Here is a 25066-nt window from a genome sequence, read left to right as displayed (position 1 = left end):
CGCCCGAATGGCGACTGCCGACCGTCACTCGGGCAAATCCCGCAGGTTCGTATCCTGCTCGATGCCGCCGTTATTGAGCCGCTCGATCTTCTCCATCCGCTGCCGCGCGAGTTCCGGAAGCTGGTTCGTCACGCCGATCACGAGCGCTTCGGCGAGCGCCAGCGCAGGCACGTTGGTCTGCAGCATCGCGAACGGACGCCCGAGGATCCGCAGCACGATCTCCGCGAACGCGCTGATCGGCGAGCGCCATTCGTCGGTGATCAGCAGCACCCGCGCGCCGAGCCGGTGCGCGGCCTGCGCGAACCGGATGCTGTCCTTCTGGTAGCGGCGAAAATCGAAAATGACCAGCACGTCGCCGGGCCCCATGTCGGCCAGCGAGACGGACGCGAGATTCACGTTCGGCTCGACGTATTGAACCTGCGGCCGCGCATATGCGAGCGTGAACGAAAACAGCGAAGCGAGCGGCGCGGTATACCGCCCGCCGCCGCAGAACACGCGGATATCGGGATCGGCCAGCAGCGTTACCGCTTCGTCGAACGCCGCGGCGTCGAGTCCTTCGATCGTCGTCGCGAGCGATTGCGAAAGCCGCTGGAAGATCGCCGCATGGCTGTCGCGCATCCCGGATTCCGAATGGAACGCATCCATGCGCGCGAGCGGCGAGTTCATCGCCGTGTCGATCTCGTCGTGCAACGCCTGCTGGAACGACGAGTAGTTCGGGAAGCCGATCCGCACGACGAAGCGGAACACGGTCGGGTCGCTGACTTCGGCTTGCTTCGCGACGCTCGCGATCGGCCCGAGCCCGAGGCTCGGGTAGCGATCCAGCAACGCTTGCGCGACCTTCTGTTCCGACGGCGTAAAGCTATCCATCTGGGATAGCAGCAACGCCCTGATGCTTGTCCCCATCGGGCACTCCGGCTTTCTCGTATCTGAATGACAAACGGCAGACATGCGTCTGCCGGCGACTCCACGCATGTTAGCCGATCGGCGCGCCGCGGGCCGCGCGCGGCTGCCGATTGGAGGGACGCATCATCCGGCGCCTCATTTCGCCTGATTTGTAATGAAACAAACATAACGAGTCACCTGGCGGTACAAGCGCTCGCGCAAAAATTCAGTGAATACCCTAGGTTTTGACATGAAAATGCCAATGCTATGATCGCGGCCTTGCTGAAATGTATCGTTCATTACATGTCGAATCAGCAGCGACGCCCAGTCCGTCGACTGGGCGCGCATCCCCGGTGTGGCCCGGTTATCTGAATTGTCTGGAGGATTCCGTCATGAGGCGGCTCGTAGTACTCACCCTGTTGTCGGCCATGAGCGTGTGCGCGTTCGCGGCGTCGGAACCCGCGGTCGAAGCGAAGAACGGCATGGTCGTGTCGTCGCAGCATTTCGCGTCGCAGATCGGCGTCGACATCCTGAAGGAAGGCGGCAACGCGGTGGACGCGGCGGTGGCGGTCGGCTACGCGCAGGCCGTGACCAACCCGTGCTGCGGCAACATCGGCGGCGGCGGTTTCATGACCGTTCACCTGGCCGACGGCCGCGACCGTTTCATCAACTTCCGCGAAACGGCGCCGGCGGCGGCTTCGGCGAACATGTACCTCGATGCGAAGGGCAACGTCATTCCGGACGACAGCCTGTACGGCTATCGCGCGGTCGGCGTGCCGGGCACGGTCGCGGGCCTCGATCTCGCGCAGCGCAAGTACGGGAAGCTGACGCGCAAGCAGGTGATGGAGCCGGCGATCCGGCTCGCGCGCGACGGGTTCGTGCTGACGCGTGCCGATACGGACATCCTCGACACGACGATCGACCGCTTCAAGAAGGACCCGGACGCCGCGCGCATCTTCCTGCGTCCGGACGGCACGCCGCTGCAGCCGGGCGACCGCCTGGTGCAGAAGGATCTCGCGCGCACGCTCGAGCGCATTGCAGAGCAGGGCCCCGACGCGTTCTATCACGGCGAGATCCCGAAGATCGTCGAAGCGGCGGCCAGGCGCGGCGGCGGGCTGATCACGGCGGCGGATTTCGCGTCGTATCGCGCGCAGGACATGGCGCCGCTGACCTGCACGTATCGCGGCTACGAGTTCGTGTCGGCGCCGCCGCCGAGCTCGGGCGGCGTGACGATGTGCGAGACGCTGAACATCCTCGAAGGGTATGACATGCGCAAGCTTGGCTACCATTCGGCCGCGTCGATCCACTACATGACCGAAGCGATGCGCCACGCGTACGAGGATCGCAACACGCTGCTGGGCGACCCGAACTTCATCGACAACCCGATCGCGAAGCTCACGAGCAAGGAATACGCGGCGCAGATCCGCCAGAGCATCCACGCCGACACGGCAACGCCGTCGGTCGACGTGCAGCCGGGCGTCGGCGTGCACGAGAAGCCGGAAACGACGCATTACTCGATCATCGACCACGACGGCAACGCGGTGTCGACGACGTATACGGTCAACGGCCGCTTCGGCGCCGTGGTCATTGCGCCGGGCACGGGCTTCTTCCTGAACGACGAGATGGACGACTTCACGGTCAAGGTCGGCGCGCAGAACCTGTTCGGCCTCGTGCAGGGCATGCGCAACTCGATCGCGCCGGGCAAGCGTCCGCTGTCGTCGATGGCGCCGACCATTGTGAAGAAGGACGGCAAGGTGTTCATGGTGGTCGGCTCGCCGGGCGGCTCGCGGATCATCACGATCACGCTGCAGACCGTGCTGAACGTGATCGACTACGGGATGGCGCCGCAGGACGCGGTCGACGCACCGCGCATCCATCATCAATGGCTGCCCGACGAGGTCTATTACGAAACCTACGGCCTGTCGCCCGACACGCTCGCGATCCTGCGCAACATGGGCTACAAGATGGTCGAGCAGACGCCGTGGGGTGCCGCCGAGCTGATCCTGGTGGGCCTGCCGGGCACCGAAGCGGCGAGCCGCCAGAGCTCCGGCAACGACTCGTCGGTCTCCGGCAACGTGCGCGTCGGCTTCGTGTACGGCTTCAACGATCCGCGCCGCCCGGCCGGTTCGGCGATCGGGTACTGATCCCGGGCGCGCTGGCGCGCATCACGCTGCACGGCTGCAGCCGGCGTTCGCCAGCGCGTCCGTTCGCGCGCTGTCGCGATCGCTTTCGCAGCAGCAAGCGCGGCGGCGGCCCGGCATGCCGGGCACGACCGACCCGCAACACGCGCGCCGCGGCACGGCACCGGCGTGCGCTTTTCGCCCTTCAATTCCTGCCCCGTGCGTCGAATTCCGCTATGAACAAACGAATGTCCGCAGCAGTCTGGATCCTGCTCGCGATGGCGGCCGGCATCCTCATCGGCTACCTGATCTACACGCAGTTTCCGAACAAGCAGTCGGCCGTCGAGATCGCCGGCTACATCTCGCTCGTGTCCGACGTGTTCCTGCGGCTGATCAAGATGGTGATCGGCCCGCTGGTGTTCTCGACGCTCGTCGTCGGCATCGCGCACATGGGCGATGCGTCGTCGGTGGGGCGCGTGTTCGTGAAGGCGCTCGGCTGGTTCGTCACCGCGTCGCTGATCTCGCTGCTGCTCGGGCTGCTGATGGCGAACCTGCTACGGCCCGGCGAGAATCTCGGCCTGCCGCTGCCGGACATCGGCGCGTCCGCGCATCTCGCGACGTCGAAGTTCACGCTGAAGGATTTCGTCGGTCACATGGTGCCGAAATCGTTCGCCGAGGCGATGGCCAACAACGAGATCCTGCAGATCGTCGTGTTCTCGATGTTCTTCGGCGTCGCGCTGTCGGCGCTCGGCGAGCGCGGCAAGATTCTCGTCGCCGCGATCGACCAGCTGGCGCACGTGATGCTGAAGATCACCGGCTACGTGATGAAGCTCGCGCCGCTCGCGGTGCTGGCGGCGATGGCGTCGACGGTTGCGATCAACGGGCTGTCGATCCTGCTGAAGTTCGCGGTGTTCATGGGCGACTTCTACGTGAGCCTGTTCCTGTTGTGGAGCACGCTCGTCGCCGCCGGCCTGCTGTTCCTCGGCCGCCGCGTGTTCAAGCTGCTCGTGCTGATCAAGGAAGCGTTCATGCTGTCGTTCGCGACGGCGAGCTCCGAAGCCGCATACCCGAAGATCCTCGACGCGCTCGACCGCTTCGGCGTGCGGCGCAAGATCTCGAGCTTCGTGATGCCGATGGGCTATTCGTTCAACCTCGACGGGTCGATGATGTACTGCACGTTCGCGTCGTTGTTCATCGCGCAGGCGTACGACATCCACCTGTCGCTCGGCACGCAGATCACGATGCTGCTGATCCTGATGCTGACGTCGAAGGGGATGGCCGGCGTGCCGCGCGCATCGCTCGTCGTGATCGCGGCGACGCTGCACCAGTTCGACATTCCGGAAGCCGGGCTGCTGCTGATCCTCGGCGTCGATACCTTCCTCGACATGGGGCGCTCGGCCACCAATGCGGTGGGCAATTCGATCGCCAGCGCGGTGGTCGCGAAGTGGGAGGGCGAGCTGATGTCGGAAGCCGAGGCCGCGGCGCATGCCGCGCATCTCGACGCCGAACTGGAGCGGCAGATCGACGGGCCGGCGCCTGAGGCCGGTCGGGCAAGCCTGACCTGAGCGTGTGCCGGCGACGGTGCATCACGCGCCGGGAGAGCCGGCGGTTCGCGAGGTTGCCGCGCATCGCGGCAACCTCTGGCGGCTACATTGCGTTCATGCCGTCAGTCACGGCTGCCGCGGCGAACGTTCGGGCGGCAGGCCGTCGGGCGCCACGCGGCGCGCGCGGCGTCGCCGGATCATGATCCCGAATACGATCAGCAGCACGACAACCACCGGCGCCGCCAGCATCAGCGGCCGGGCCCGCGCGAGCAGCGGAACCGGCCCGCCGCTGCGCGCGACGGCCACATCGTCCGGCGTCACGGTCACGTCGGCATTGCCGTACTGCGCGAGCACATAGTTCGCGATCGCGGCGATCTGATCATCCTTCAGCGGCTGGACGTACGAATCCTCGCCGAACGACGGCATCAGCACGTGCTGGCCGCCTGCGTCGCGGTCGACGCCGTACAGGATCGCGGCAATCAGGTTCGACGGATTGCGCGAGCCCGTGGCGGTGTTGTTCGACAGCGACGGATACGCCTGACTCGGGCTACCCTTGCCGTTGGCCTGGTGACAGCTCGCGCAGTAGCCGCTGAACAGCGCCGCGCCCGTCGTCAGCGAGCCGTTCGCATTCAACGCGGACATGCCGCGCAACGTTGCTTCGCTGCTGACCGCGCGACCGTGCGTGAATGCCGGGGCAGACTCGTGCGCGTCGCGGATCGGCTTCGTGCTGCGCAGATACGTGACGATCGATTGCAGATCCGCGTCCGACAGATACTGCAGGCTGTTCTGCACGGCTTCCGCCATCGGGCCGGCCGCCTGGTTCTTCCCGAGGGCGCGGCCGGTCTTCAGGTACGACACCAGTTCGTTGTCGGTCCACGCGCCGATCCCGCTCACCGGATCCGACGTGATGTTCGGCGCATACCACGCGCCGAGCTGTGCGCCACCCAGGTTGCGGCCGAAGTCTTCGGCCATCAACGCGTTGCGCGGCGTGTGGCACGCGCTGCAGTGCGCGAGCACGTTGGTCAGGTACGCACCGCGATTCCACTGCGCGTCGTGCGCCGGGTCGGCCTCGAAACGCTTGTTCGTCAGGAACAGCATGTTCCAGCCGGCCATGGCGGTGCGCATGCCGAACGGGAACGGCAGGTTCGTCACGGGGGCGGGATCGTCGACCGGTTTCACGGCGTGCATGAAGTATGCGTAAAGCGCGAGCACGTCGTCGTCGGTGAGGCCGCTGTACGACGTATACGGCATCGCCGGATACAGGCGTGCGCCGTCCGCGCGCACGCCTTCGCGCAGCGCGCGGGCGAACTGCGCCTCGGTGTAGTTGCCGATGCCGGCCGTTTTCGACGGCGTGATGTTGCTCGAATAGATTTGCCCCATCGGCGACGCGATGCCGTATCCGCCCGCGAACGGCTTGCCGCCGTCGAGCGCGGTATGGCAGGCCATGCAGTCCGCCGCGATCGCGAGCTGATGGCCTTTTTCGATCAGCGCGGCATCGGCCGATGCCGATGTCGATGCCGTTTGCGCGAACGCGGGCATGCTGCCGGCTATGCCGAGCAGTCCGAGTGCGATGGCCGCGCGGTAGCCGGCGGCGCGCAGCGTGCGAAGTTGTCGTTGGATCGTGTGTTTCATCGCATCAACCCTTCGCGAGGCTGGCGGAAATCGAATCCGCGGCTTTCAGGCCGAGGGCCGCCATCGACAGCGTCGTGTTGACGACGGACGCCGACGGCATCGCGCCGCCGCCCGGCAGCCACAGGTTCGCATGGTCGTGCGCGCGGCAGTCGCCGTCGACGACCGAGCTCTTCGGATCGGCGCCCATGATGGTGCCGCCCATGATGTGATTGTTCGCGTTCAGCGACGTCGTGATGTTGAACTCGACGGCGTCGAACAGGCTGCCGATATGCGTGAGCTGCTTGCATGCCGCGTCGTAGCCGCGCCGCACGTAGTCGCCGACGTCGTAGTGGATGTCGGGGCACGCGAGGCCGAGCGGATCGACGCGCGTCTTGCTGAGCGTCAGGCGGTTGTTCGGATCGGGCAGCGGCTCCAGGCTGATCGACAGGTCGACGCCGTAGATCGCGCGGCGCCGGATTTCCTCGTCGAGGGCCTTGCCGACCAGGCCGAGCTTCAGCGCCTGCTGCGTGGCCGGCCCGACGCGCGAGATGTTGTTCAGGATCATCTTGTTGGCCGAATACTGCCCGCGGAAATCGCCGTCGCGCGGGCCGACGATGCAGCTGCTCTGCGCGGGGCCGCGGCCGAGCCACATCGGCTCGTTCGCGAGGAACGTGCAGTGGAAGCCCGAGTGATCCATCATGTTGCGGCCGACCTGGTCCGAGCCGTTCGCGATGCCGCGCGGATTGCGTTCGTTCGCGGCGAGCAGCAGCAGGCGCGGCGTCTCGATGCCGTTGCACGCGAGCACGAACATCTTGCCGCTCGCCTTGTGCGACTTGCGCGACGTGTCGTACCAGTGCACGGCCGTCACGCGATTGTTCGCATCGGTGTCGATCTTGTAGACGACCGATTCGGCGAGCACCTTCGCGCCCTTGCGCTCCGCGCGCTCGATGTGATGGATGCCGTTGTACATCGCGCCGATCGGGCAGATCGGCTGGCAGTTGTTGTTGCCGCAACAGACCGGGCGGCCGTGCCACGGCCGCGTGCTGCGCGCCTGTGGAATCGGGATCGATTGGTAGCCATGCGCGTTGACGACTTCGGCGAAGCGCCGGTCGCCATGGCCCCACGGCACCATGTCCATCGGATACGGGCGGCTGCGCTGCGACGGCGACTGCATGGCCGGATCGCTCGGCCCGGCGACGCCCATCTGCTCTTCCGCGCGGCAGTAGTACGGCTCGAGCTCGTCATAGGAGATCGGCCAGTCGCGGCCGACGCCATACGTCGACTTCATCCGGAAATCGACCGGCAGGTGGCGCCAGCTCGACGCGGCCCAGTGCCACGTCGTGCCGCCGACCGTGCGCAGATAGCCCTGCTGGAAACTCTGGCCGTCCCGGCCGCTCAGGCCGACGTAGTCGTTCTTCGGAAAATACAGCGGGGCCGGCGCGTTCGGCGCCTGCGGGTAGAGCCCCTGGAAGTCCGAGCCCACGCGATTGTCGAAGGGCATGTTGCGCCAGTTCTCGACCGCCTGCGCGCGTTCGATGCGCAGGCCGGATTCGATGATCAGCACCGAATGGCCCTGGCTGACGAGTTGATCGGCGATCAGGCCGCCCACCACGCCGGAGCCCACGATCACGACGTCGGCCGACACGTCGCCGTTCGATTCAAATTCAGGAGTTCTCATGGGATTCAGGCGTGCTTTTGCTGGAGCGGGGTAGTTGCTGGCGCAACCGTTTTGCGGGGCGGCGCGACATCGGCCGGCGGCGGTTCGGCGGTCCACCACAGCGGGCCGTTCGAACAATAGGTCGGCGCGCTCATCCCGTCGTGGACGGTGTCGTACATCAGCGCATCGGCATAGGCGACCATGACGGCCTTCTGGCCATGTCCGACGGTGCCCGTGTACCACGCGGCGACGATCGCGAGCGCCGTGTCGTGCAGGCCGGCGCCGTCGGCATCGGCCAGCAGTTGCGCGGGTGTCTGGCCGGCGCGGACGCGTCGCGCCAGCGCGGTCGCACGCGCGGCAAAACTGGCATCCGTGCGACTGAAGGCGTCGACCAGGCGCGAGGCCGTCGTCGGGTCGAGATTCGCATGGCCTGTCAGCGCTTTCGACAGCGCGAGAAAGGTTTTGCCGTCGAGCGACGGCTGCTGTGCGAAGGCGGATCCGGGGGCGGCGGTCAACAGCCCGACTTGCGTCAGCGCCGCCGCCATCACTTTCAGCGCCGTTCTCCGGGTAACGCCGGCGCGCGCTGTGACGCGCCTTTCATGATCGTGTGGGGCCATGTCGTTTTCGTCTTTTAGCGAGAGATATTTTCTTTCTTAGAAGATTCCGCGAGGGGAGTCGCTCCCGGTCGCAACGACCGGAATGTCTTCCTTCACGGCATTGCGTCATGCATCCGAACACACCGGCAAACGATCATGACCGGCGGAACGGAGAATGCCACATGCCGTGAGAATCAGCTTTTTATCTGTCAAGGCGGGGCATCATCCGGGGACGCGAAAATGGAACCGGTTCCATTTTCGCGTCCAATAACCCCGTTCAAATTTTCATCGTGAGGGGGAGTGTATCGATATTGCCGGGATCGCGTATTTTCGCGACGGAATCGGGCGTCGAATTCCGGCCGGCACGCTGTGAATCCGCCGGGCTGCAATTGACCTCGGATACGTGAAAACCGGCTGTAATTGAAATGTCAGAAAAGACTATTCAGTTGAAGGAATAATCGATTCGTCGAGAGCCTGCCTGTTGTGCGCGATTTACCTGATTGCCGCCGCACCGGCGGCCGCGATCACGCTGTCCTGCACGCCCGCGCCGCCGCTGGTGCCGATCGCGCCGATCAAGTGCCCGCCGATCACGATCGGAATGCCGCCTTCGCCGGCGAGAATACCCGGAATGCTGAGGTTGCCGGTCGCGCCGCCGTTGTTGATCGCATTCTGCATATCCTTGGTCGGCCTGCGAAAACGTACCGACGCACGCGCCTTGGCTTCGGCGATCTCGACGGACGCGAGTTGCGTGTCGTCCATTTTGTCGCACGAAATCAGATTGCCGCCGCTATCGACGACGACGACCGCGTATTTCCAGTTTCGGTGCCGCGCCTCGGCTTCGGCCGCCGCAATGACGGTACGCGCTTGCGCGAGCGTAATGGGCGGGCCATACGGAATGTCGTACGGGAGCCGTTCGGGAACCGGTGTCGGCGAGGTGGATTGGGCTTGGGCATGAGCCGCGAAAATGGCGGCAGCCGCAATGAGGATTCGGGATTTCTTTGCAAGCATACGTCGCTGATACGGTTAGGCCGGGTTTATTTCAGGCGTCGGTCGGTGGCGAAGGCGCGACGCTTTCGCAATTGAAGGGATGCCGGGCTCGATGGCAGGCACCCTCGGCGGATGCGACGGAAATATATTGCATTCCCGGCCGGTTTGCAGCGACGCGAGATGGGCGGCGGTATCGATACGCGCCATGCCCGGTCACGCCATCGCGTGCATGACGGATCGTGGCCGATCGTCGCCGACAACGACGAATCGGTCGTTCAGGTGCTCGCCGGCCTGCGCGTCACGCATCGGCCGTCGCGGAAACGGCGGTATCGATGCACGCCGCGAGCACCATCGCGGCGGCATTGCCCGGCGCCGAGCCGAGCAATTGCGGTGCGTAGACGCTGTCGCCGGCCAGGATCGGCCGCCCCGACAGCGCACAGACGCCGCGCTTGCGCGTCGTGAACAGCCGCCACTTCTGATAGCCGTAATGTCCGGTGCACGCATCGCACCACGAAATCATCACTGTGTCGGCCGTGGGCCGTTCGAGCACGCTGATGGTCGGCTTGCTTGCCGGGTCCCACGACGGCAACCGGTCGCGCGTGATGCTGCGCCGCCGCGGGCCGCCCCACGAGACGGGTGGCATGTCGAAGCTGCCGATCGCGGCAACGGTCATGAGCCAGGGCGCTGCACGGTCGTTCATGTCTGTTTTCCTCGAAACGTTACGCGATGCCGCGACGCGTGGCATCACGACAGGCGGATGCGCGGCTGCACGCAGCCGTTGATCCGTTCGGCGATCCACAGCAAGGTCGCCTTGGAGAATCCGTGCAGCGCCTGCTGGTGCCGCCGGTACAGCATCAGGTGGCTGAATTGCGCGAATCGCCCCTGGATGAATCCGCCGCGAAAGAACCCGAACTGCCCGAGCGTGCCGAACGCGTCGTAGTCGCTGATCGACACGAGCGCGCCGAAATCGTGGAACGCGAACGGCGGCATCGGCTTGCCGTCGAGCCACGCGGGCAGGTGCTTCGCGAGATGCTCGGCCTGCTGCGTCGCGACCTGCGCGGTCGGCGGCAGCGGCCGTTCCTGGCCGTCGGGCTGCAGGCTCGCGCAATCGCCGATCGCGAACACGTGCTCGTCGGTCGTGGCCTGCAGCGTGGGCCGTACCAGGACCTGGTTCGCGCGGTTCGTGTCGAGCCCGCCGAGCGCCTGCATGAAATCGGGCGCCTTCACGCCGGCCGCCCACACCATCAGATCCGCTTCGGCGAACGAACCGTCGCCATAGTGGAACCCGTTCGCGTCGGCGGCCGTCACGCGCGTCGACGTCAGCACATGAAAACCGATCTGCTCGAGCCGCCGCTGCGCGGACGCGGAAATCTTCGGCGGAAACGCGGCAAGGATGCGCGGGCCGCTTTCGAGCAGCGTAAGCCGCAGCCGCTCGCGCACCGTCGCATCGCCATAGGCCTGGGCCACTTCGAGCAGGCGGCTCAGTTCCGCCGCCAGTTCCACGCCCGTTGCCCCGGCGCCGACGATCGCGACGCGAAACGGCTCGTCGCGCGCGATGCTGCGGAACACCCGCATGCGCAGCGCTTCGTTGAAGGTTTCGGCCTGCTGCTGGCTGTCGATGAAGTAGCAGTGCTCGCGCACGCCCGGCACGCCGAAATCGTTGGCCTGGCTGCCGAGCGCGAGGATCAGCACGTCGTATTCGATCTCACGCGCGTCGATCACGCGCTCGCCGTTCTGCGAGCGAATCTCGCCGAGCTGCACGCGGCGGCGCGCGCGATCGAGCCCCTTCAGCTCGCCGGGCTGGTACGTGTAGCCGTGATCGCGTGCGTGCGCGAGGAAGATGACCTGCTGTTGCTGCACGTCGCGCGTGCCGGCCGCGATCGTATGCAGCATCGGCTTCCATACGTGGGTCGGGCTGCGGTCGACGACGGTGACTTGCGCGCGCCCGGAACGGCCGAGGCGCTCGCCCAGGCGGGTCGCGAGCTGCAATCCGGCGATCCCGCCGCCCACGATCACGATGCGAGTAGGGGTTGTCATGAATAAATCATCACGTGATGAATAAGGTATGATCGTAGCGCCTCTCGACTTCGCGTGTCAACGGAGCGTGGCAGGCAGCCCGGTGGCGAGCATGCGAAACCGGGGCTCGAACATGGGCATTCGATTCATTCAACGGGAGCAGGAAAACGTGGCTGAAGTCACTGAGCGCGCGCCGTCGAAGCGGCGTACGCGCGGGCGGCCGCTGGCGGACGCGTCCGTCGGTCCGGACGTGATATTGCGGGCCGCGCGCCGCACGTTCGCGAAGCGCGGCTACGATGCGACGAGCGTGCGCGAAGTCGCGCGCGAGCTGGGCATCGACGCGGCGCTGATCGCCCATCATTTCGGCACGAAGGAAACGTTGTGGCTGGCCGTCGTCGAGCAGATCGTCGATCTCGCCCAGCCGCAGTTCGACGCGTTGCGCGCGCTGCGCGAGTCGTCATTGCCGCATCGCGAGCGCGTGCGGTGCGCGATCGAGCTGTGCGTCGATCACGAATTCGACGAGCCGGACATCGGCATGTTCTTCTCGACGGCGGCGACCGAGGAGGGCGCCCGGCTCGACTGCCTGCAGCAGCGGATCGTGCGCCCGTATCACGACGCGATGTTTCCGCTGCTGGCGGAGGCGGTCGAGGCCGGCGAGATCCGCCCGGTCGATCCGAACGTGCTGTTCTTCATGATCGCGAGCGCGGTCGGCACGACGGTGTCGTATAGCCACATGATGCTGGAGTTCACGTCGCTGCCTACGCGGCGGGATGCGTTCCGCCAGGCGGTGCTCGACGTCGCGCTCAGCATCCTGCGCGTCTGAGCGCTGAGCGCGTCGTGCGCACGTCATGTGCGCAGTCACGTCGCCGCGACGAGCCCCAGCGTGTCGACCGCCCGCCGCGCGGTCTCGCGCAACGCATCGACGAGCGGCGACGGCGTCCGGTACGCGATCGCCAGTTCGTACGCGAGCGGGCTGCCCGCACCCGTCAGTTCGCAGAACGTAATGCCTTGCGGCCGCATCGGCACGAACAGCCGCGGCATCAGCGCGACGCCGATGCCGCCCGCGACGAGCCCGGCCGTCGTCTGCATCTGGCGCGGCTGCTGAACCACGCGCGGCGCGAAGCCGGCCTGCGCGCAGGCGGTCACGATCAGCGCATGCATGCCGGGCCCGTGATGCGGGGCGAACAGCACCCAGGGTTCGTCCGCCAGCTCGGCCAGCGCGATGCGCCGGCGGCGCGCGAGCCGGTGGCTGTCGGGCAGCGCGGCGACCATCCGGTCGCGCAGCAGCGGCTCGACGTGCACGTCGGCGGCATCGGCAACCGGCAGCACGACGAGGCCGACGTCCGTGCGGTCCTGCCGCAGCGCGAGCACCTGTTCGGCGGTCGTGCCTTCTTCCAGCTGGAAAGCGACGTCCGGATGCCGCTCCTGGAACGCGCGGAGGATCAGCGGCAGCAGCGCGTTGACCGTGCTGTCGACGAACCGCAGCCGCAGCGTGCCGCCGAGGCCGGCGCCCGCGCGCCGCGCGACGGCTACCGCGCGCTCGGCCTGCTCGATCGCGCGCCGCGCTTCGAGCAGGAACGCGTCGCCGGCCGGCGTGAGCGTCGAGCCGCGGTTGTCGCGTTCGAACAGCGCGACGCCGAGCGCGTCCTCGAGCTTGCGGATCGCGGCGCTCAGCGGCGGCTGAGCCATATGCAGGCGCTCGGCGGCGCGCCGGAAGCTCAGCGTTTCGGCGACGGCAATGAATTGCCTGAACTGGCGCAGATCGATCATGCGATACCTTTTTCGTATCAGTAGGTCATCGAATTCGTATTTTACCTATCGCCATGCGTTGTCCAGACTGCCAGTGTCACCAATCGTCAACATCGAGGAAAGGAGGGCAGGACATGACGGGCAGCGAACGGCGGCGAACGGCGATCGTCACGGGCGGGTCGAGCGGGATCGGCTTTGCGATCGCGAGCAGGCTGGTGGAAAGCGGATATCGCGTCGCGATCGTCGGGCGCGACGCACGAAGGCTGGACGCCGCCGTCGCGCGGCTCGGCGACGCGGCGATCGGGCACGCGGCCGACCTGAGCCGGCGGCCGGACGCGACGGCGGCCGTCGGCGCGATCGTCGCGCGGTGGCCGCGCATCGACGTGCTGGTCAACAACGCGGGGCTGACGGGGCGCGTCGGCGCGGACACGGAGGCGGCCGATGCGGAAACCGTGTGGGACGCCGTGCTCGATGCGAACCTGAAAAGCGCGTTCGTCGCGACGATGGCCGTGTTGCCGCACCTGGCCGACCGCGCTGCGCGGATCGTCAACATCGGATCGATTGCGGCGCGCGCCGGCAGCCTGCTGCCGGGCGGCCTCGCGTATGCGGCGGCGAAGGCGGGCATCGAAGGGTTCACCGTCGCGCTCGCGCGCGAGCTCGGGCCGCGCGGCGTCACGGTCAATACGGTCGCGCCCGGCTATATCGCCGACACGCGCTTGTTTGGCGACGGCGGCGTCGCGCCGGCCATCGCGGCGACGATCCGCGAGCAGACGCCGGTCGGCCGCGCCGGGCATCCGGACGATGTCGCGGATGCCGTTGCGTGGCTCGCCGGGCCGCGCGCGGCGTTCGTCACCGGCGCGACGATCGCGGTGAACGGCGGCTGGCGGGTGGGGTGACAACGAACGCCGGCGCGGCGCCGGCCGCCTGCGTCAGTCGAGATCGGGCGGCGTATCGCCGAGCCAGCGCCGCGCGCCGGGCCCGTTGCGGCCCGCGCGGTCCTCGGGGTTGGTCAGCTTGCAGCGTTTCAGCGACAGGCAGCCGCACCCGATGCATTCGTCGAGATTGATGTAGAGCCGCTGCAGCTCCTCGATCCGGCTTGCGACGCGCTGCTTCCAGCCGCGCGACAGCCGCTGCCAGTCCTTGTTGGTCGGCGCGGCGTCTTCCGGCAGGCTCACGAGTTGTTCGGCGATCTCGTCGAGCGAATAGCCGATCTTCTGCGCGAACACGATGAATGCGATCAGCCGCAGCACCGCGCGCGAGTAGTGGCGATGGCTCGAACCGTTGCGATGCGACTTGATGAGCCCGCGCGTCTCGTAGAAGCGCAGCGTCGACGCCGGTACGCCGCTGCGCGCGGCCACTTCGCGGATCGACATCAGCGGCCATTGCGGTGTTTCGTCGATACCCATGACGCCCTCCGGGAAAGCTTGACTTGAAGTTAACTTCAACTTTTATGCTACGCGGCAGTTTAACCCGTCGCGAGGCACCATGCTCTCCTTATCCCTACGCAGGACGTCGCCTTTGGGCGCGGCCTGCGCTCTGCTGCTGGCGTTGTCGGGCTGTCACGACGGCAAAGACGCATCGTCGGCCCATCCCCTTCCCGAAGTCGGGGTGACGACCGTCGCCCCGCGCACGATCCGCCTCGCGGACGAATTCAACGGACGCGTCGAAGCCGTCGACGCCGTCGAATTGCGGCCGCGCGTGAGCGGCTATCTGCAACGCGTCGCGTACAAGGAGGGCGACCTCGTGGCGGAGGGCACCGTGCTGTTCGAGATCGACCCGCGTCCGTACCGGATCGCGCTCGACCGCGCGAACGCGCAGCAGCAGCGCGCACGCGCGGCCGCGAGCCTCGCGAACGTGCAGCTCAAGCGCGTGCAGACGCTGATCGATGCGCATGCAACGTCGCAGGAAGAACTCGACAACGCGCGCGCGACCGCCGAGCAGGCGCGCGCGGACCTGCAGGCGGCCGACGCGGCCGTCGCCGATGCGAAGCTCAATCTCGGCTTTACCGACGTGCGCGCGCCGATCGCGGGCCGTGTCGGCCGCGCGATCGCAACGGCGGGCAATCTCGCGCGTGCGGACGACACGCTGCTGACCACCGTCGTGTCGCAGGATCCCGTCTACGTGTATTTCGACTGCGACGAGCAGAGCTATCTGCGCTACAACGCGCGGCGTGCCGATCCGACGCATCGCGCGATCGGCGCCGATCCGGTACGCGTGGGCCTCGCGAACGAGACGGGCTTTCCGCACGCGGGCACCGTGGATTTCCTCGACAACCGGCTCGATCCGCAAACCGGCACGATCCGCGCGCGCGTGCGGCTGTCGAATGCCGACCATACGTTCACGCCGGGCCTCTATGCGCGCGTGCAGCTCGTCAGCGGCCGCGACCAGGATGCGCTGCTCGTCGACGACAAGGCCGTGCTCACCGACCAGGATCGCAAGTACGTCTATGTGATCGGCGCCGGCGACAAGGCGCTGCGTCGCGACGTGACGATCGGGCGCGAGCTCGACGGCGAGCGGATCGTCGAGAAGGGGCTGCAGTCGGGCGACCGCGTGGTCGTCGATGGCGTGCAGCGGATCTACTATCCGGGCGCGCAGGTCAAGCCGAAGGCGCTACCCGCGCGTGCGGAGGCGGGCGCCGGCACCGGCCCGGGCAGCGGCACGCAGGCCGTCGCCAACGCGGACGCCGGCGCGCCGGCCGCGCCGGCCGTGCAATAACGGGAGACTGACGATGGATTTCTCCCGATTCTTCATCGACCGCCCGATCTTCGCGGTCGTGCTGTCGATCGTGATCTTCGCGATCGGCCTGATCTCGATCCCGATGCTGCCCGCCGGCGAATATCCGGAAGTCGTGCCGCCGAGCGTCGTCGTGCGTGCGACGTATCCGGGCGCGAACCCGAAGGAAATCGCCGAATCGGTCGCCGAACCGCTGGAAGAGGCGATCAACGGCGTCGAAGGGATCATGTACATGAAGTCGGTCGCGGGCTCGGACGGCAGCCTGCAGGTCGTCGTCACGTTCCTGCAGGGCGTCGATCCCGACACGGCCGCGGTGCGCGTGCAGAACCGCGTGAGCCAGGCGCTGTCGCGTCTGCCCGACGAGGTGCGCCAGTACGGCGTGACCACGCAGAAGCAGTCGCCGACGCCGCTGATGTACGTGAGCCTCTATTCGCCGGACAACAGCCGCGATTCGCTGTACCTGCGCAACTACCTGACGCTGCACGTGAAGGACGAGCTGTCGCGCCTGACCGGCATCGGCGACGTCGGCGTGTACGGCTCCGGCGACTACGCGATGCGGCTCTGGCTCGACCCGAACCGGCTCGCGTCGCGCGGGCTGACCGCGAGCGACGTGATCGCCGCCGTGCGCGAGCAGAACGTGCAGGTGTCGGCCGGCCAGCTCGGCGCGGAGCCGTCGCCGAAGAAAAACGACTTCCTGGTATCGATCAACGTGCGCGGCCGGCTGCGTACCGTGCAGGAGTTCGGCGACATCGTGCTGCGCAACGGCGACGACGGCCAGGTCGTGAAGCTGTCCGACGTCGCGCGCATCGAACTCGGCGCGGGCGACTACACGCTGCGTTCGTATTTCAACGACAAACATTCGGCGGTGGTCGGCATCTTCCTGTCGCCGGGCGCGAACGCGCTCGACGTCGCGAAGGCCGTGTATGCGAAGCTCGACGAACTGTCGAAGCGCTTCCCGCCGGGCGTCGCGTATCGACCGGTGTGGGACCCGACCGTGTTCGTGCGCGAGTCGATCCGCGCGGTGCAGCACACGCTGATCGAGGCCGTCGTGCTGGTCGTGCTCGTCGTGATCCTGTTCCTGCAGACCTGGCGCGCGTCGATCATCCCGCTCGTCGCGGTGCCGGTGTCGGTGGTCGGCACGTTCGCGTGGCTCTATCTGCTCGGCTATTCGATCAACACGCTGACGCTGTTCGGGCTCGTGCTGGCGATCGGGATCGTCGTCGACGATGCGATCGTCGTCGTCGAGAACGTCGAGCGCAATATCGCGCAGGGCCTGAGCCCGCGCGATGCCGCGCACCAGGCGATGCGCGAGGTGTCGGGGCCGATTGTCGCGATCGCGCTCGTGCTGTGCGCGGTGTTCGTGCCGATGGCGTTCATGTCGGGCGTCACCGGCCAGTTCTACAGGCAGTTCGCGGTGACGATCGCGATCTCGACGGTGATCTCCGCGATCAACTCGCTGACGCTGTCGCCCGCGCTCGCCGCGAAGCTGCTGCGCCCGCACGGCGCGCCGAAGGATGCGCTTACGCGCGGGCTCGACCGTGCGTTCGGCTGGCTGTTCCATCCGTTCAACCGGTTCTTCGAGCGCAGCGCCGATCGCTATCACGGCGTCGTCGCGCGCACGCTGAAGCGGCGCGGCGCGGTGTTCGTCGTCTACGCGGCCTTGCTCGCGGCCACCGCGCTGCTGTTCAACGCGGTGCCGGGCGGCTTCATCCCCGTGCAGGACAAGCTGTACCTGTTCGCCGGCGCGAAGCTGCCGGAAGGCGCGTCGCTTGCGCGCACCAGCGCGGTGACCGAGCAGATGACGAAGATCGCGCTCGGCACCGACGGCGTCGAGATGGTGCCGGCGTTTGCCGGGCTCAATGCGCTGCAGGGCGTGAACACGCCGAACATCACGAATTCGTACGTGATCCTGAAGCCGTTCGACCAGCGCCACCGCAGCGCCGCGCAGATCAACGCGGACCTGAACGCGCGCTTCGCGGCGATCGGTGGCGGCATCACCTATGCGCTGATGCCGCCGCCGATCCAGGGCCTCGGCAATGGTTCCGGCTATTCGCTGTATCTCGAGGATCGCGGCGGGCTCGGCTACGGTGAGCTGCAGAACGCGTTGAGCGCCTTCCAGGCGGCGGTCGCGAAGACGCCCGGGATGAGCTATCCGGTCAGCTCGTACCAGGCGAACATTCCGCAGCTCGAGGTGAAGGTCGACCGGCTCAAGGCGAAGGCGCAGGGCGTCGCGCTGACCGACCTGTTCAATACGCTGCAGGTCTATCTCGGCTCGATGTACGTGAACGACTTCAACGCATTCGGGCGCGTGTACCGCGTGATGGCGCAAGCCGAAGCCGGGCACCGGCAGACCGCCGCCGACATCGCGAACCTGCGCACGCGCAACGCGAAGGGCGAGATGGTGCCGATCGGCTCGATGGTGACGGTCGCGCCCGCGTACGGGCCGGACCCGGTCGTGCGCTACAACGGCTATCCGGCCGCCGATCTGATCGGCGATGCGGACCCGAAGGCGATGTCGTCGTCGCAGACGATCGCGAAGCTGCAGCAGATCGCGAAGGACGTGCTGCCGCCCGGCATCACGCTCGAATGGACCGACCTCAGCTACCAGCAGGTCACGCAGAGCAACGCGGCGATCGTCGTGTTCCCGCTCGCGGTGATGCTCGTGTTCCTCGTGCTCGCATCGCTGTACGAGAGCTGGACGCTGCCGCTCGCGGTGATCCTGATCGTGCCGGTGTGCATGTGCGCGGCGCTGTTCGGCGTGTGGCTGTCCGGCGGCGACAACAACGTGTTCGTGCAGGTCGGTCTGGTCGTGCTGATGGGGCTCGCATGCAAGAACGCGATCCTGATCGTCGAATTCGCGCGCGAGCTCGAAATCCAGGGCAAGGGCGCGATCGAAGCGGCGCTCGAAGCGTGCCGGCTGCGGCTGCGCCCGATCGTGATGACGTCGGTCGCGTTCATTGCCGGTTCGGTGCCGCTGCTGATCGGCAGCGGCGCGGGCAGCGAAGTGCGCGCCGCAACGGGCGTCACCGTGTTCGCGGGGATGCTCGGCGTGACGCTGTTCGGGCTGTTCCTCACGCCCGTGTTCTATGTGGCGATCCGCAAGCTCGCGGGCGGCACGCCGGCCGTCTGGAGCGAACAGCACGGCACCCTCGAAGGAGAAAACCGATGAGCGCCGCTTTCCGTCTTTCCGCGCTCGCGATGTCGGTGACGCTCGCCGCCTGCGCGGTCGGCCCCGATTTCAAACGGCCCGACACGGCGACCGCGGCGCGCTTCGCGCGCGACGCGCATCCGGCCACGCAGGATACGTCGCCGCCGGATGCGTCGGCCGCTGCCGACGCCACGTTCTGGCGCGGCTTCGGCGATCCGGCGCTCACGCAGCTGATCGATGCGGCGCTCGCGGCGAACCAGGATCTGCAAGTCGCGATGTCGCGCTACGACGCGTCGAACGCGCTGCTGTCGCAGGCGACGTTCGATCGCTATCCGACGCTCACCGCGAGCGGGCAGATCGGCCATCAGCTGATGAGCAAGGATCAGGCGTTCGGCGCGCCGCGCAGCCAGCGCGATACGCCGGTTTCGAGCGTCGGGATCAACGCCGCATGGGAGCTGGACCTGTTCGGGCGGGTGCGCCGTTCGATCGAGTCGCAACGCGCGGAAACGGCGGCCAGCGCGGCCGACGTGCGCGCGGTGCGCGTCGCGATCGCGGGCGAGGTCGCGAGCACCTACGTCGATCTGCGCGGTTCGCAGGAGCGGCTGCGGATCGCGCGCGAGAACGCCGACAACCAGAAGCAGACGCTCGCGCTGATCAATGCGCGCGTCGGCGCGGGCCGCGGCTCCGAACTCGATGCGGCACGCGCGCGTGCGCAGTACGAGTCGACGACGTCGCGGGTCGCCGTATACGAAGCGGCGATCGGCGTCGACGAGCACCGGCTCGCGGTGCTGACCGGGCAGACGCCGGACGCGCTGATCGGCCGGTTCGACGTGCCGAAGGGCGCGACGGTGCCGTTGCCGGCGCTCGCCGCCGACCTCGATCCGGGCACGCCGGGCGATCTGCTGCGCCGGCGCCCGGATGTGGCGGCGGCCGAAGCGCGGCTGCATGCGGCGACCGCGCGGGTCGGCGTCGCGACGGCCGACCTGTTTCCGCGCTTCACGCTGTCGGGGTTGCTCGGCAGCGCGACGAGCAGTTACGGGTTCTTCCGCTCGGGCAGCGACACGAACCTGATCGCGCTCGGCATCGACTGGTCGTTCCTCGACGTCGGCCGCGTGCGGGCACGAATCGCCGCGAGCGACGCCGAAGCGGCCGGCCAGCTCGCGCAGTATCGGCAGACCGTGCTCGGCGCGCTGGAGGAAACCGAGAACGCGTTGCTGCGGGTTGCGCGCACGCGCGACGAGACCGCCCATCTGGGGCGTGCCGCGGACGACAGCGCACGCGCGGCGCAGCTCGCGCAGACGCGTTTCTCGGCCGGCGCGATCGACTACTACGAAGTGCTCGACGCGCAGCGGACGTTGCTGCAGGCGCAGGACGCGGCCGCCGACGGGCAGATGCGCAGCGCGGCGTCGACGGTCGCGCTGTACAAGGCGCTCGCGGGCGGCTGGCCGGCGGGAACGGCGCAGCAGATACCTGGCTCGCTTGCGCAGTCGCGGCCGTAACGCGGAGCAGGGGCCGCGCGGCAGGCACCTTCGTTTTCGCCCGCCGCGCGGCCCGGCGCGCACGAAGCTTGCGACGTGCGCGCACGCGCTTACACCGTTGCCGGGTCGACCTTGTCGATGTCGATCCCGTAACGCCGGATCGCCTCGCCAACCTGCGCGCGCGCAATCGTGCCGTCGTCGGCGAGCGCCTTCAGCGCCGCGATCGCGATGAAGTGCCGGTCGACCTCGAAGAACGTACGCAGCGCTTCGCGCGTATCCGAGCGGCCGAAGCCGTCGGTGCCGAGCGACACGAAGCGCCGGCCGTCGACGAAGCCGCGGATCTGGTCGCCGACGATCTTCATGTAGTCGGTCGTGACGACTACGGGCCCGGCGCGGCCGTCGAGGCATTGCTGCACGTAGGGCACGCGCGCCGGCGCGTCCGGATGCAGCAGGTTCCAGCGCTCCGCGGCGAGCCCGTCGCGACGCAGCTCGGTCAGGCTCGTCGCGCTCCACACATCGCTCGTTACGCCGAAGTCCTGCGCAAGCAGGTCGCTCGCCGCGATCACCTCGCGCAGGATCGAACCGCTGCCCATCAGCTGCACATGCGGCGTATCCGCACGCGCCGCGCCGTCCCGCAGCAGATAGAGGCCCTTGAGGATGCCGGCTTCCGCGCCGTCGGGCAGCGCCGGATGCGGGTAGTTCTCGTTGAGCAGCGTGATGTAGTAGTACACGTCTTCGTGCTCCGCATACATCCGTCTCAGCCCGTCGCGCACGATCACCGCGAGTTCGTACGCGTAGGTCGGGTCGTACGACACGCAGTTCGGAATCACCGACGACAGCACGTGGCTGTGCCCGTCGTCGTGCTGCAGCCCTTCGCCCATCAGCGTCGTGCGTCCCGACGTCGCGCCGAGCAGGAAGCCGCGCGTGCGTGCGTCGCCGGCCGCCCACGCGAGATCGCCGACCCGCTGCAGCCCGAACATCGAATAGAAGATGTAGAACGGAATCGTCGGCAGCCCGTGGTTGCTGTACGCGGTGCCGGCCGCGATCCACGACGCGATCGCGCCCGACTCGTTGATGCCTTCCTGCAGGATCTGCCCGTCCTTCGCTTCCTTGTAATAGCTGAGCTGGCCGGCGTCCTGCGGCGTATAGAGCTGGCCGAGATGCGAATGGATGCCGATCTGGCGGAACAGGCCTTCCATCCCGAACGTGCGCGATTCGTCCGGCACGATCGGCACGACGAGCTTGCCGACATTCGGGTCCTTCAGCAGCGTGCCGAGGATCCGCACGAAGGCCATCGTCGTCGACAGCCCGCGCTCGCCGCTGTCCTTGAGCTGGCCGTCGAACGCGGCGAGCGGCGGCACCGGCAGCGGCGCGACGTCGCTGAAGCGGGCCGGCACGTGGCCGCCGAGCGCCGCGCGGCGTTCCGCGAAATAGCGCGCTTCAGCGCTGCCGGGTTCCGGCTTCAGGTAGGGCAGTTCGTCGAGCTGCGCGTCGCTGACCGGCAGCGCGAAGCGGTCGCGGAATGCGCGCACGGCATCCGCGCTCATCTTTTTCAGTTGATGGTTCATGTTCTGGCCTTCGCCGGCTTCGCCCATGCCGAAACCCTTGACCGTCTTCGCGAGCACGACGGTCGGCCGGCCGTCCGCGCGCATCGCCTGCGCATAGGCCGCATGCACCTTCTCCGGATCGTGGCCGCCGCGCGCCAGTTTCCAGATGTCGTCGTCGGACAGGTCGGCGACGAGTTCGAGCAGTTCGGGATACTTGCCGAAGAAGTGCTCGCGCACGTATGCGCCGCTCTGCGACTTGAAGGTCTGGTAGTCGCCGTCGACGCATTCCATCATCCGCTGGCGCAGCAGGCCGGTCGTGTCGCGTTCGAGCAGCCGGTCCCAGCCGCTGCCCCAGATCACCTTGACGACGTTCCAGCCGGCCGCGCGGAACGTGCCTTCGAGTTCCTGGATGACCTTGCCGTTGCCGCGCACCGGGCCGTCGAGGCGCTGCAGGTTGCAGTTCACGACGAAGATCAGGTTGTCGAGCCGCTCGCGTCCGGCGAGCGAGATCGCGGCGAGCGATTCGGGCTGGTCCATTTCGCCGTCGCCGAGAAACGCCCAGACCTTGCGGCCCTGATGCGGTTTCAGCCCGCGATATTCGAGGTAGCGCATGAAGCGCGCCTGATAGGCGGCCGTGAGCGGGCCGAGCCCCATCGAGACGGTCGGGAACTGCCAGAAGTCGGGCATCAGGCGCGGATGCGGATAGGACGACAGACCGTCGCGTCCCGCTTCGCGGCGGAAGTTGTCGAGCTGCGCATCCGTGATGCGGCCTTCGAGATACGCGCGGCCATAGATGCCGGGCGCCGAATGCCCCTGGATGTAGACCATGTCGCCGTCGAACGTGTCGGTGCGGCCGCGGAAGAAGTGGTCGAAGCCGACGTCGTACAGCACCGCGGCGGACTGGTAGGTCGCGATGTGGCCGCCGACGTTCGAATGCCGGCCGGCGCGCAGCACCATGACCATCGCGTTCCAGCGGATCATCGCGTTGAGCCGCCGCTCGAGCGCGAGATCGCCCGGATAGGCCGGCTGCCGCGCGCGCGGCACGGTGTTCACATAGGCGGTGGTCACGCGGCCGTGCAGGTCGCCGTGGCGGGCCGCATCGAGATCGGCCAGCCGGTCGAGCAGGTAGTGCGCGCGCGGACGGCCTTCGAGCGCGATGACGGATTCAAGCGCATCGAGCCATTCACGGGTTTCCTGCGGATCGATGTCGGGTAGCGCGAGAGGTGCGGTCATGCAGTGTCTCCAGAAGCATCAGGCTGCGCGGGGCGACGGTCGTGGCGCCGCCCCGCGCGACGGAAGGGCCGCCGATGGGCGGCCATATAGTTGCAATTGCAATCGTATCGAAGTCCATTGTATCGAGGTAAAATTTAATTGCAACTGCAATTTAACGAGAGGAACGACCTGACATGAGCGCACCCGAACCGGATCTGTGGTTCTCGTTTGTCCGCGCGCACCGCACGATGATTCGCGAGATCGAGCGGCGTCTCGCGGACGCCGGCCTGCCCGCGTATGCGTGGTACGACGCGTTGTGGGGGCTGGAAAGCGGGCCCGACGGCACGCGTCGCATGCACGAACTGGCCGACGTGCTCGCGATCGAGCGCTACAACCTCACGCGGCTCGTCGACCGGCTCGAACAGGAAGGGCTCGTCACGCGCGCCCGTTCGGCCGACGACGGCCGCGCGGCGTTCGCGAGCATCACCGACAAGGGGCGCACGCTGCGTAAAAAGATGTGGAAGGTGTACCAGTCGACGGTCGCGGAGCTTTTCCTCGACCAGTTCGGCGCGAAAGAGCAGGCGACGATGGCCGCCGCGCTCGATCGTGCGACGGCCGCTGCGCGCGACGCGACGGCCGGCGCGAAGTAGCGGCCGATGTCGCGCGTTTCAGCCGCGCGCATACCGCTGCATGGCCCGTGCGGCCCAGTCGGCCGGCACGCGACCGTCGTCGGCCAGCACGCGGATCGCGACCGCGGCGATCCAGCGCGCATCCGACGCCCGCGCGCCGGGGCCTGCCAGATCCGCGCCGAGCGCCGTGAAGCGGGCAGGGACGAACGCGCCGATCTGCGCGGCGACGTGCCGTGCATAGCCCGTGACCGCGAGCACCGGCGTGCTGCCTTCGCCGAGGCACGCGCTGACGTGCGCGATGCGCGGCGCGGCGTGCGGGTGCAGCAGGTTCCAGCGTTCGGCGGCGCGCGCATCGCGCGCAAGCCGCGTGTAGCTCGGACAGCTCCAGATCGTCGAATCGATGCGCCATTCGTCATGCAGCAGGTCGGCGGCTTCCATCACCTGCGCGAGCGTGCTGCCCGCGCCGCACAGACGAATCTTTGCGGCGGAGCCGGCCGCCGCGCGCCGGCCGGCCCGCACCATGCCGTTGAACGCGTCGCGGGCCGCCGTGGCGGAAAGGGGGCGTACGCCGGGCACGCAGCCGTCGTGGCTCGCGAGATAACAAAATCCGGGCTGGCCGACGACATAGAGCGCGCGCAGCGCGCCGCGCAGGATCGCGAGCGCCTCGTCGCCCGACGCGGGATCGTATGGCGTGCACGCGGGGTTCGCGGCCAGCCAGTGCGGGACGTCGGGCATCACGCCCTTGGGCCATGACGAGCGGAACGTTTCCGCGTCGTTCACGAAGATCCCGCGGCCGACCGTTTCGGCCGACGCCAGCCGCAGCCGGTCCGTCGCATGCGCTTGCAGCAGGTACAGCAGCGGCCGTTCGAACTGTCCGGCCGGGTCGAGAAAGCGCAGCGGCCACGCGCTGATGCGGCGAGGTGCGGCAGCGCGCGCCGTCGCGGCGGGTACGTCGGGGCGGACGATCCAGACGCGGCCCGCGGTTGCCGCATCGCGTTCGAGGCAGTCGGCGGCCGCGCGGATTGCGTCGAGCGGAGTCATCGCATCGCGCCGGGGCGAGAGCCGCCGGGTCGTCAGCCGTTCGACGCAGGCCGCCGCGGCGCGGCGGGTGTCGGGCGTCCGCACGGGCGGACCGGATCGCGCAGTCTGCATGTCCC

Annotated in this window: 19 protein-coding genes; 8 read left to right on the top strand and 11 right to left on the bottom strand. The window is 67.8% G+C overall.

Going from position 1 to position 25066, the window contains the following annotated elements; all coding sequences use genetic code 11:
- Positions 1 to 24: 24 nt before the first annotated feature.
- Positions 25 to 903 carry a MurR/RpiR family transcriptional regulator gene (locus BME24068_RS09180; protein ID WP_174925863.1) on the bottom strand — a complete coding sequence of 293 codons (879 nt, stop codon included), beginning with the start codon at positions 901 to 903 and terminating at the stop codon, positions 25 to 27.
- A 371-nt stretch (positions 904 to 1274) separates the two neighbouring features.
- On the opposite strand from BME24068_RS09180, the gene ggt reads away from it, so the two are divergent.
- Both ggt and BME24068_RS09170 read left to right on the top strand, forming a co-directional pair.
- Positions 1275 to 3026, top strand: coding sequence for a gamma-glutamyltransferase (gene ggt / locus BME24068_RS09175; protein ID WP_096501298.1), 1752 nt, complete (start codon positions 1275 to 1277; stop codon positions 3024 to 3026).
- A gap of 212 nt (positions 3027 to 3238) precedes the next feature.
- Positions 3239 to 4567 (top strand): dicarboxylate/amino acid:cation symporter, encoded by a 1329-nt coding sequence (locus BME24068_RS09170; protein WP_174925862.1) that lies wholly within the window; start codon positions 3239 to 3241, stop codon positions 4565 to 4567.
- A gap of 105 nt (positions 4568 to 4672) precedes the next feature.
- Here the strand turns inward: BME24068_RS09170 and BME24068_RS09165 are convergent, their stop codons facing one another.
- From BME24068_RS09165 to BME24068_RS09140, 6 genes are all read right to left on the bottom strand, one after another.
- Positions 4673 to 6178, bottom strand: a complete 1506-nt coding sequence (locus BME24068_RS09165) for a cytochrome c (RefSeq protein WP_174925861.1) — start codon at positions 6176 to 6178, stop codon at positions 4673 to 4675.
- Between the two features lie 4 nt (positions 6179 to 6182).
- Positions 6183 to 7835: a GMC family oxidoreductase gene (locus BME24068_RS09160; RefSeq protein WP_174925860.1), complete on the bottom strand. Its 1653-nt coding sequence runs from the start codon at positions 7833 to 7835 to the stop codon at positions 6183 to 6185.
- Between the two features lie 5 nt (positions 7836 to 7840).
- Positions 7841 to 8431: a sugar dehydrogenase complex small subunit gene (locus BME24068_RS09155; RefSeq protein WP_174925859.1), complete on the bottom strand. Its 591-nt coding sequence runs from the start codon at positions 8429 to 8431 to the stop codon at positions 7841 to 7843.
- Between the two features lie 471 nt (positions 8432 to 8902).
- The gene (locus tag BME24068_RS09150; RefSeq protein ID WP_174925858.1) at positions 8903 to 9418 is read right to left on the bottom strand and encodes a GlcG/HbpS family heme-binding protein; all 516 of its coding nucleotides are present in this window, start codon (positions 9416 to 9418) and stop codon (positions 8903 to 8905) included.
- Between the two features lie 277 nt (positions 9419 to 9695).
- On the bottom strand, positions 9696 to 10097 hold the full coding sequence (locus tag BME24068_RS09145; RefSeq protein ID WP_096501280.1) for a DUF3331 domain-containing protein: 402 nt from the start codon (positions 10095 to 10097) through the stop codon (positions 9696 to 9698).
- A gap of 44 nt (positions 10098 to 10141) precedes the next feature.
- On the bottom strand, positions 10142 to 11434 hold the full coding sequence (locus tag BME24068_RS09140) for an NAD(P)/FAD-dependent oxidoreductase (protein ID WP_174925857.1): 1293 nt from the start codon (positions 11432 to 11434) through the stop codon (positions 10142 to 10144).
- 148 nt (positions 11435 to 11582) lie between these two features.
- Between BME24068_RS09140 and BME24068_RS09135 the strand changes: the two genes are divergently transcribed.
- Positions 11583 to 12236: a TetR/AcrR family transcriptional regulator gene (locus BME24068_RS09135; protein ID WP_174925856.1), complete on the top strand. Its 654-nt coding sequence runs from the start codon at positions 11583 to 11585 to the stop codon at positions 12234 to 12236.
- 35 nt (positions 12237 to 12271) lie between these two features.
- On the opposite strand, the gene BME24068_RS09130 is transcribed toward BME24068_RS09135, so the two are convergent.
- On the bottom strand, positions 12272 to 13183 hold the full coding sequence (locus tag BME24068_RS09130; RefSeq protein WP_174925855.1) for a LysR family transcriptional regulator: 912 nt from the start codon (positions 13181 to 13183) through the stop codon (positions 12272 to 12274).
- Between the two features lie 113 nt (positions 13184 to 13296).
- Here BME24068_RS09130 and BME24068_RS09125 point away from each other — a divergent pair, with 113 nt between their 5' ends.
- Positions 13297 to 14058 carry an SDR family NAD(P)-dependent oxidoreductase gene (locus BME24068_RS09125; RefSeq protein ID WP_174925854.1) on the top strand — a complete coding sequence of 254 codons (762 nt, stop codon included), beginning with the start codon at positions 13297 to 13299 and terminating at the stop codon, positions 14056 to 14058.
- Positions 14059 to 14091: 33 nt separating this feature from the next.
- Here the strand turns inward: BME24068_RS09125 and soxR are convergent, their stop codons facing one another.
- Positions 14092 to 14568 carry a redox-sensitive transcriptional activator SoxR gene (gene soxR / locus BME24068_RS09120; RefSeq protein ID WP_096501272.1) on the bottom strand — a complete coding sequence of 159 codons (477 nt, stop codon included), beginning with the start codon at positions 14566 to 14568 and terminating at the stop codon, positions 14092 to 14094.
- 79 nt (positions 14569 to 14647) lie between these two features.
- Between soxR and BME24068_RS09115 the strand changes: the two genes are divergently transcribed.
- From BME24068_RS09115 to BME24068_RS09105, 3 genes are read left to right on the top strand one after another with little or no spacing between them, the layout of a single operon-like run.
- Positions 14648 to 15877 (top strand): efflux RND transporter periplasmic adaptor subunit, encoded by a 1230-nt coding sequence (locus BME24068_RS09115; protein ID WP_174925853.1) that lies wholly within the window; start codon positions 14648 to 14650, stop codon positions 15875 to 15877.
- Between the two features lie 13 nt (positions 15878 to 15890).
- Positions 15891 to 19064: an efflux RND transporter permease subunit gene (locus BME24068_RS09110; protein ID WP_174925852.1), complete on the top strand. Its 3174-nt coding sequence runs from the start codon at positions 15891 to 15893 to the stop codon at positions 19062 to 19064.
- Positions 19061 to 20542, top strand: a complete 1482-nt coding sequence (locus BME24068_RS09105; protein WP_174925851.1) for an efflux transporter outer membrane subunit — start codon at positions 19061 to 19063, stop codon at positions 20540 to 20542. Before BME24068_RS09110 ends, BME24068_RS09105 begins: the two co-directional genes overlap by 4 nt.
- An 89-nt stretch (positions 20543 to 20631) precedes the next feature.
- Here BME24068_RS09105 and aceE read toward each other — a convergent pair whose 3' ends face one another.
- Positions 20632 to 23301: a pyruvate dehydrogenase (acetyl-transferring), homodimeric type gene (gene aceE / locus BME24068_RS09100; RefSeq protein ID WP_174925850.1), complete on the bottom strand. Its 2670-nt coding sequence runs from the start codon at positions 23299 to 23301 to the stop codon at positions 20632 to 20634.
- Positions 23302 to 23474: 173 nt separating this feature from the next.
- On the opposite strand from aceE, the gene BME24068_RS09095 reads away from it, so the two are divergent.
- Complete coding sequence (locus tag BME24068_RS09095; RefSeq protein ID WP_096501262.1) at positions 23475 to 23930, top strand: MarR family winged helix-turn-helix transcriptional regulator; 456 nt, start codon at positions 23475 to 23477, stop codon at positions 23928 to 23930.
- Between the two features lie 18 nt (positions 23931 to 23948).
- Here the strand turns inward: BME24068_RS09095 and BME24068_RS09090 are convergent, their stop codons facing one another.
- The gene (locus BME24068_RS09090) at positions 23949 to 24950 is read right to left on the bottom strand and encodes a transketolase-like TK C-terminal-containing protein (RefSeq protein WP_239007791.1); all 1002 of its coding nucleotides are present in this window, start codon (positions 24948 to 24950) and stop codon (positions 23949 to 23951) included.
- Positions 24951 to 25066: the final 116 nt, after the last annotated feature.

This window comes from Burkholderia anthina (genome assembly GCF_902498995.1).
In the GTDB taxonomy this organism is placed as follows: domain Bacteria; phylum Pseudomonadota; class Gammaproteobacteria; order Burkholderiales; family Burkholderiaceae; genus Burkholderia; species Burkholderia anthina.
Note: the sequence above shows the minus strand (reverse complement) of the source record. Positions and strands in the feature narration are given on the sequence as shown.

Excerpts from the sequence above, each read along its gene's own strand:
- BME24068_RS09180 (WP_174925863.1), bottom strand. The coding sequence starts at position 903 with ATGGGGACAAGCATCAGGGCGTTGCTGCTATCCCAGATGGATAGCTTT.
- ggt (WP_096501298.1), top strand. The coding sequence starts at position 1,275 with ATGAGGCGGCTCGTAGTACTCACCCTGTTGTCGGCCATGAGCGTGTGC.
- BME24068_RS09170 (WP_174925862.1), top strand. The coding sequence starts at position 3,239 with ATGAACAAACGAATGTCCGCAGCAGTCTGGATCCTGCTCGCGATGGCG.
- BME24068_RS09165 (WP_174925861.1), bottom strand. The coding sequence starts at position 6,178 with ATGAAACACACGATCCAACGACAACTTCGCACGCTGCGCGCCGCCGGC.
- BME24068_RS09160 (WP_174925860.1), bottom strand. The coding sequence starts at position 7,835 with ATGAGAACTCCTGAATTTGAATCGAACGGCGACGTGTCGGCCGACGTC.
- BME24068_RS09155 (WP_174925859.1), bottom strand. The coding sequence starts at position 8,431 with ATGGCCCCACACGATCATGAAAGGCGCGTCACAGCGCGCGCCGGCGTT.
- BME24068_RS09150 (WP_174925858.1), bottom strand. The coding sequence starts at position 9,418 with ATGCTTGCAAAGAAATCCCGAATCCTCATTGCGGCTGCCGCCATTTTC.
- BME24068_RS09145 (WP_096501280.1), bottom strand. The coding sequence starts at position 10,097 with ATGAACGACCGTGCAGCGCCCTGGCTCATGACCGTTGCCGCGATCGGC.
- BME24068_RS09140 (WP_174925857.1), bottom strand. The coding sequence starts at position 11,434 with ATGACAACCCCTACTCGCATCGTGATCGTGGGCGGCGGGATCGCCGGA.
- BME24068_RS09130 (WP_174925855.1), bottom strand. The coding sequence starts at position 13,183 with ATGATCGATCTGCGCCAGTTCAGGCAATTCATTGCCGTCGCCGAAACG.
- BME24068_RS09125 (WP_174925854.1), top strand. The coding sequence starts at position 13,297 with ATGACGGGCAGCGAACGGCGGCGAACGGCGATCGTCACGGGCGGGTCG.
- soxR (WP_096501272.1), bottom strand. The coding sequence starts at position 14,568 with ATGGGTATCGACGAAACACCGCAATGGCCGCTGATGTCGATCCGCGAA.
- BME24068_RS09115 (WP_174925853.1), top strand. The coding sequence starts at position 14,648 with ATGCTCTCCTTATCCCTACGCAGGACGTCGCCTTTGGGCGCGGCCTGC.
- BME24068_RS09110 (WP_174925852.1), top strand. The coding sequence starts at position 15,891 with ATGGATTTCTCCCGATTCTTCATCGACCGCCCGATCTTCGCGGTCGTG.
- BME24068_RS09105 (WP_174925851.1), top strand. The coding sequence starts at position 19,061 with ATGAGCGCCGCTTTCCGTCTTTCCGCGCTCGCGATGTCGGTGACGCTC.
- aceE (WP_174925850.1), bottom strand. The coding sequence starts at position 23,301 with ATGACCGCACCTCTCGCGCTACCCGACATCGATCCGCAGGAAACCCGT.
- BME24068_RS09095 (WP_096501262.1), top strand. The coding sequence starts at position 23,475 with ATGAGCGCACCCGAACCGGATCTGTGGTTCTCGTTTGTCCGCGCGCAC.
- BME24068_RS09090 (WP_239007791.1), bottom strand. The coding sequence starts at position 24,950 with ATGACTCCGCTCGACGCAATCCGCGCGGCCGCCGACTGCCTCGAACGC.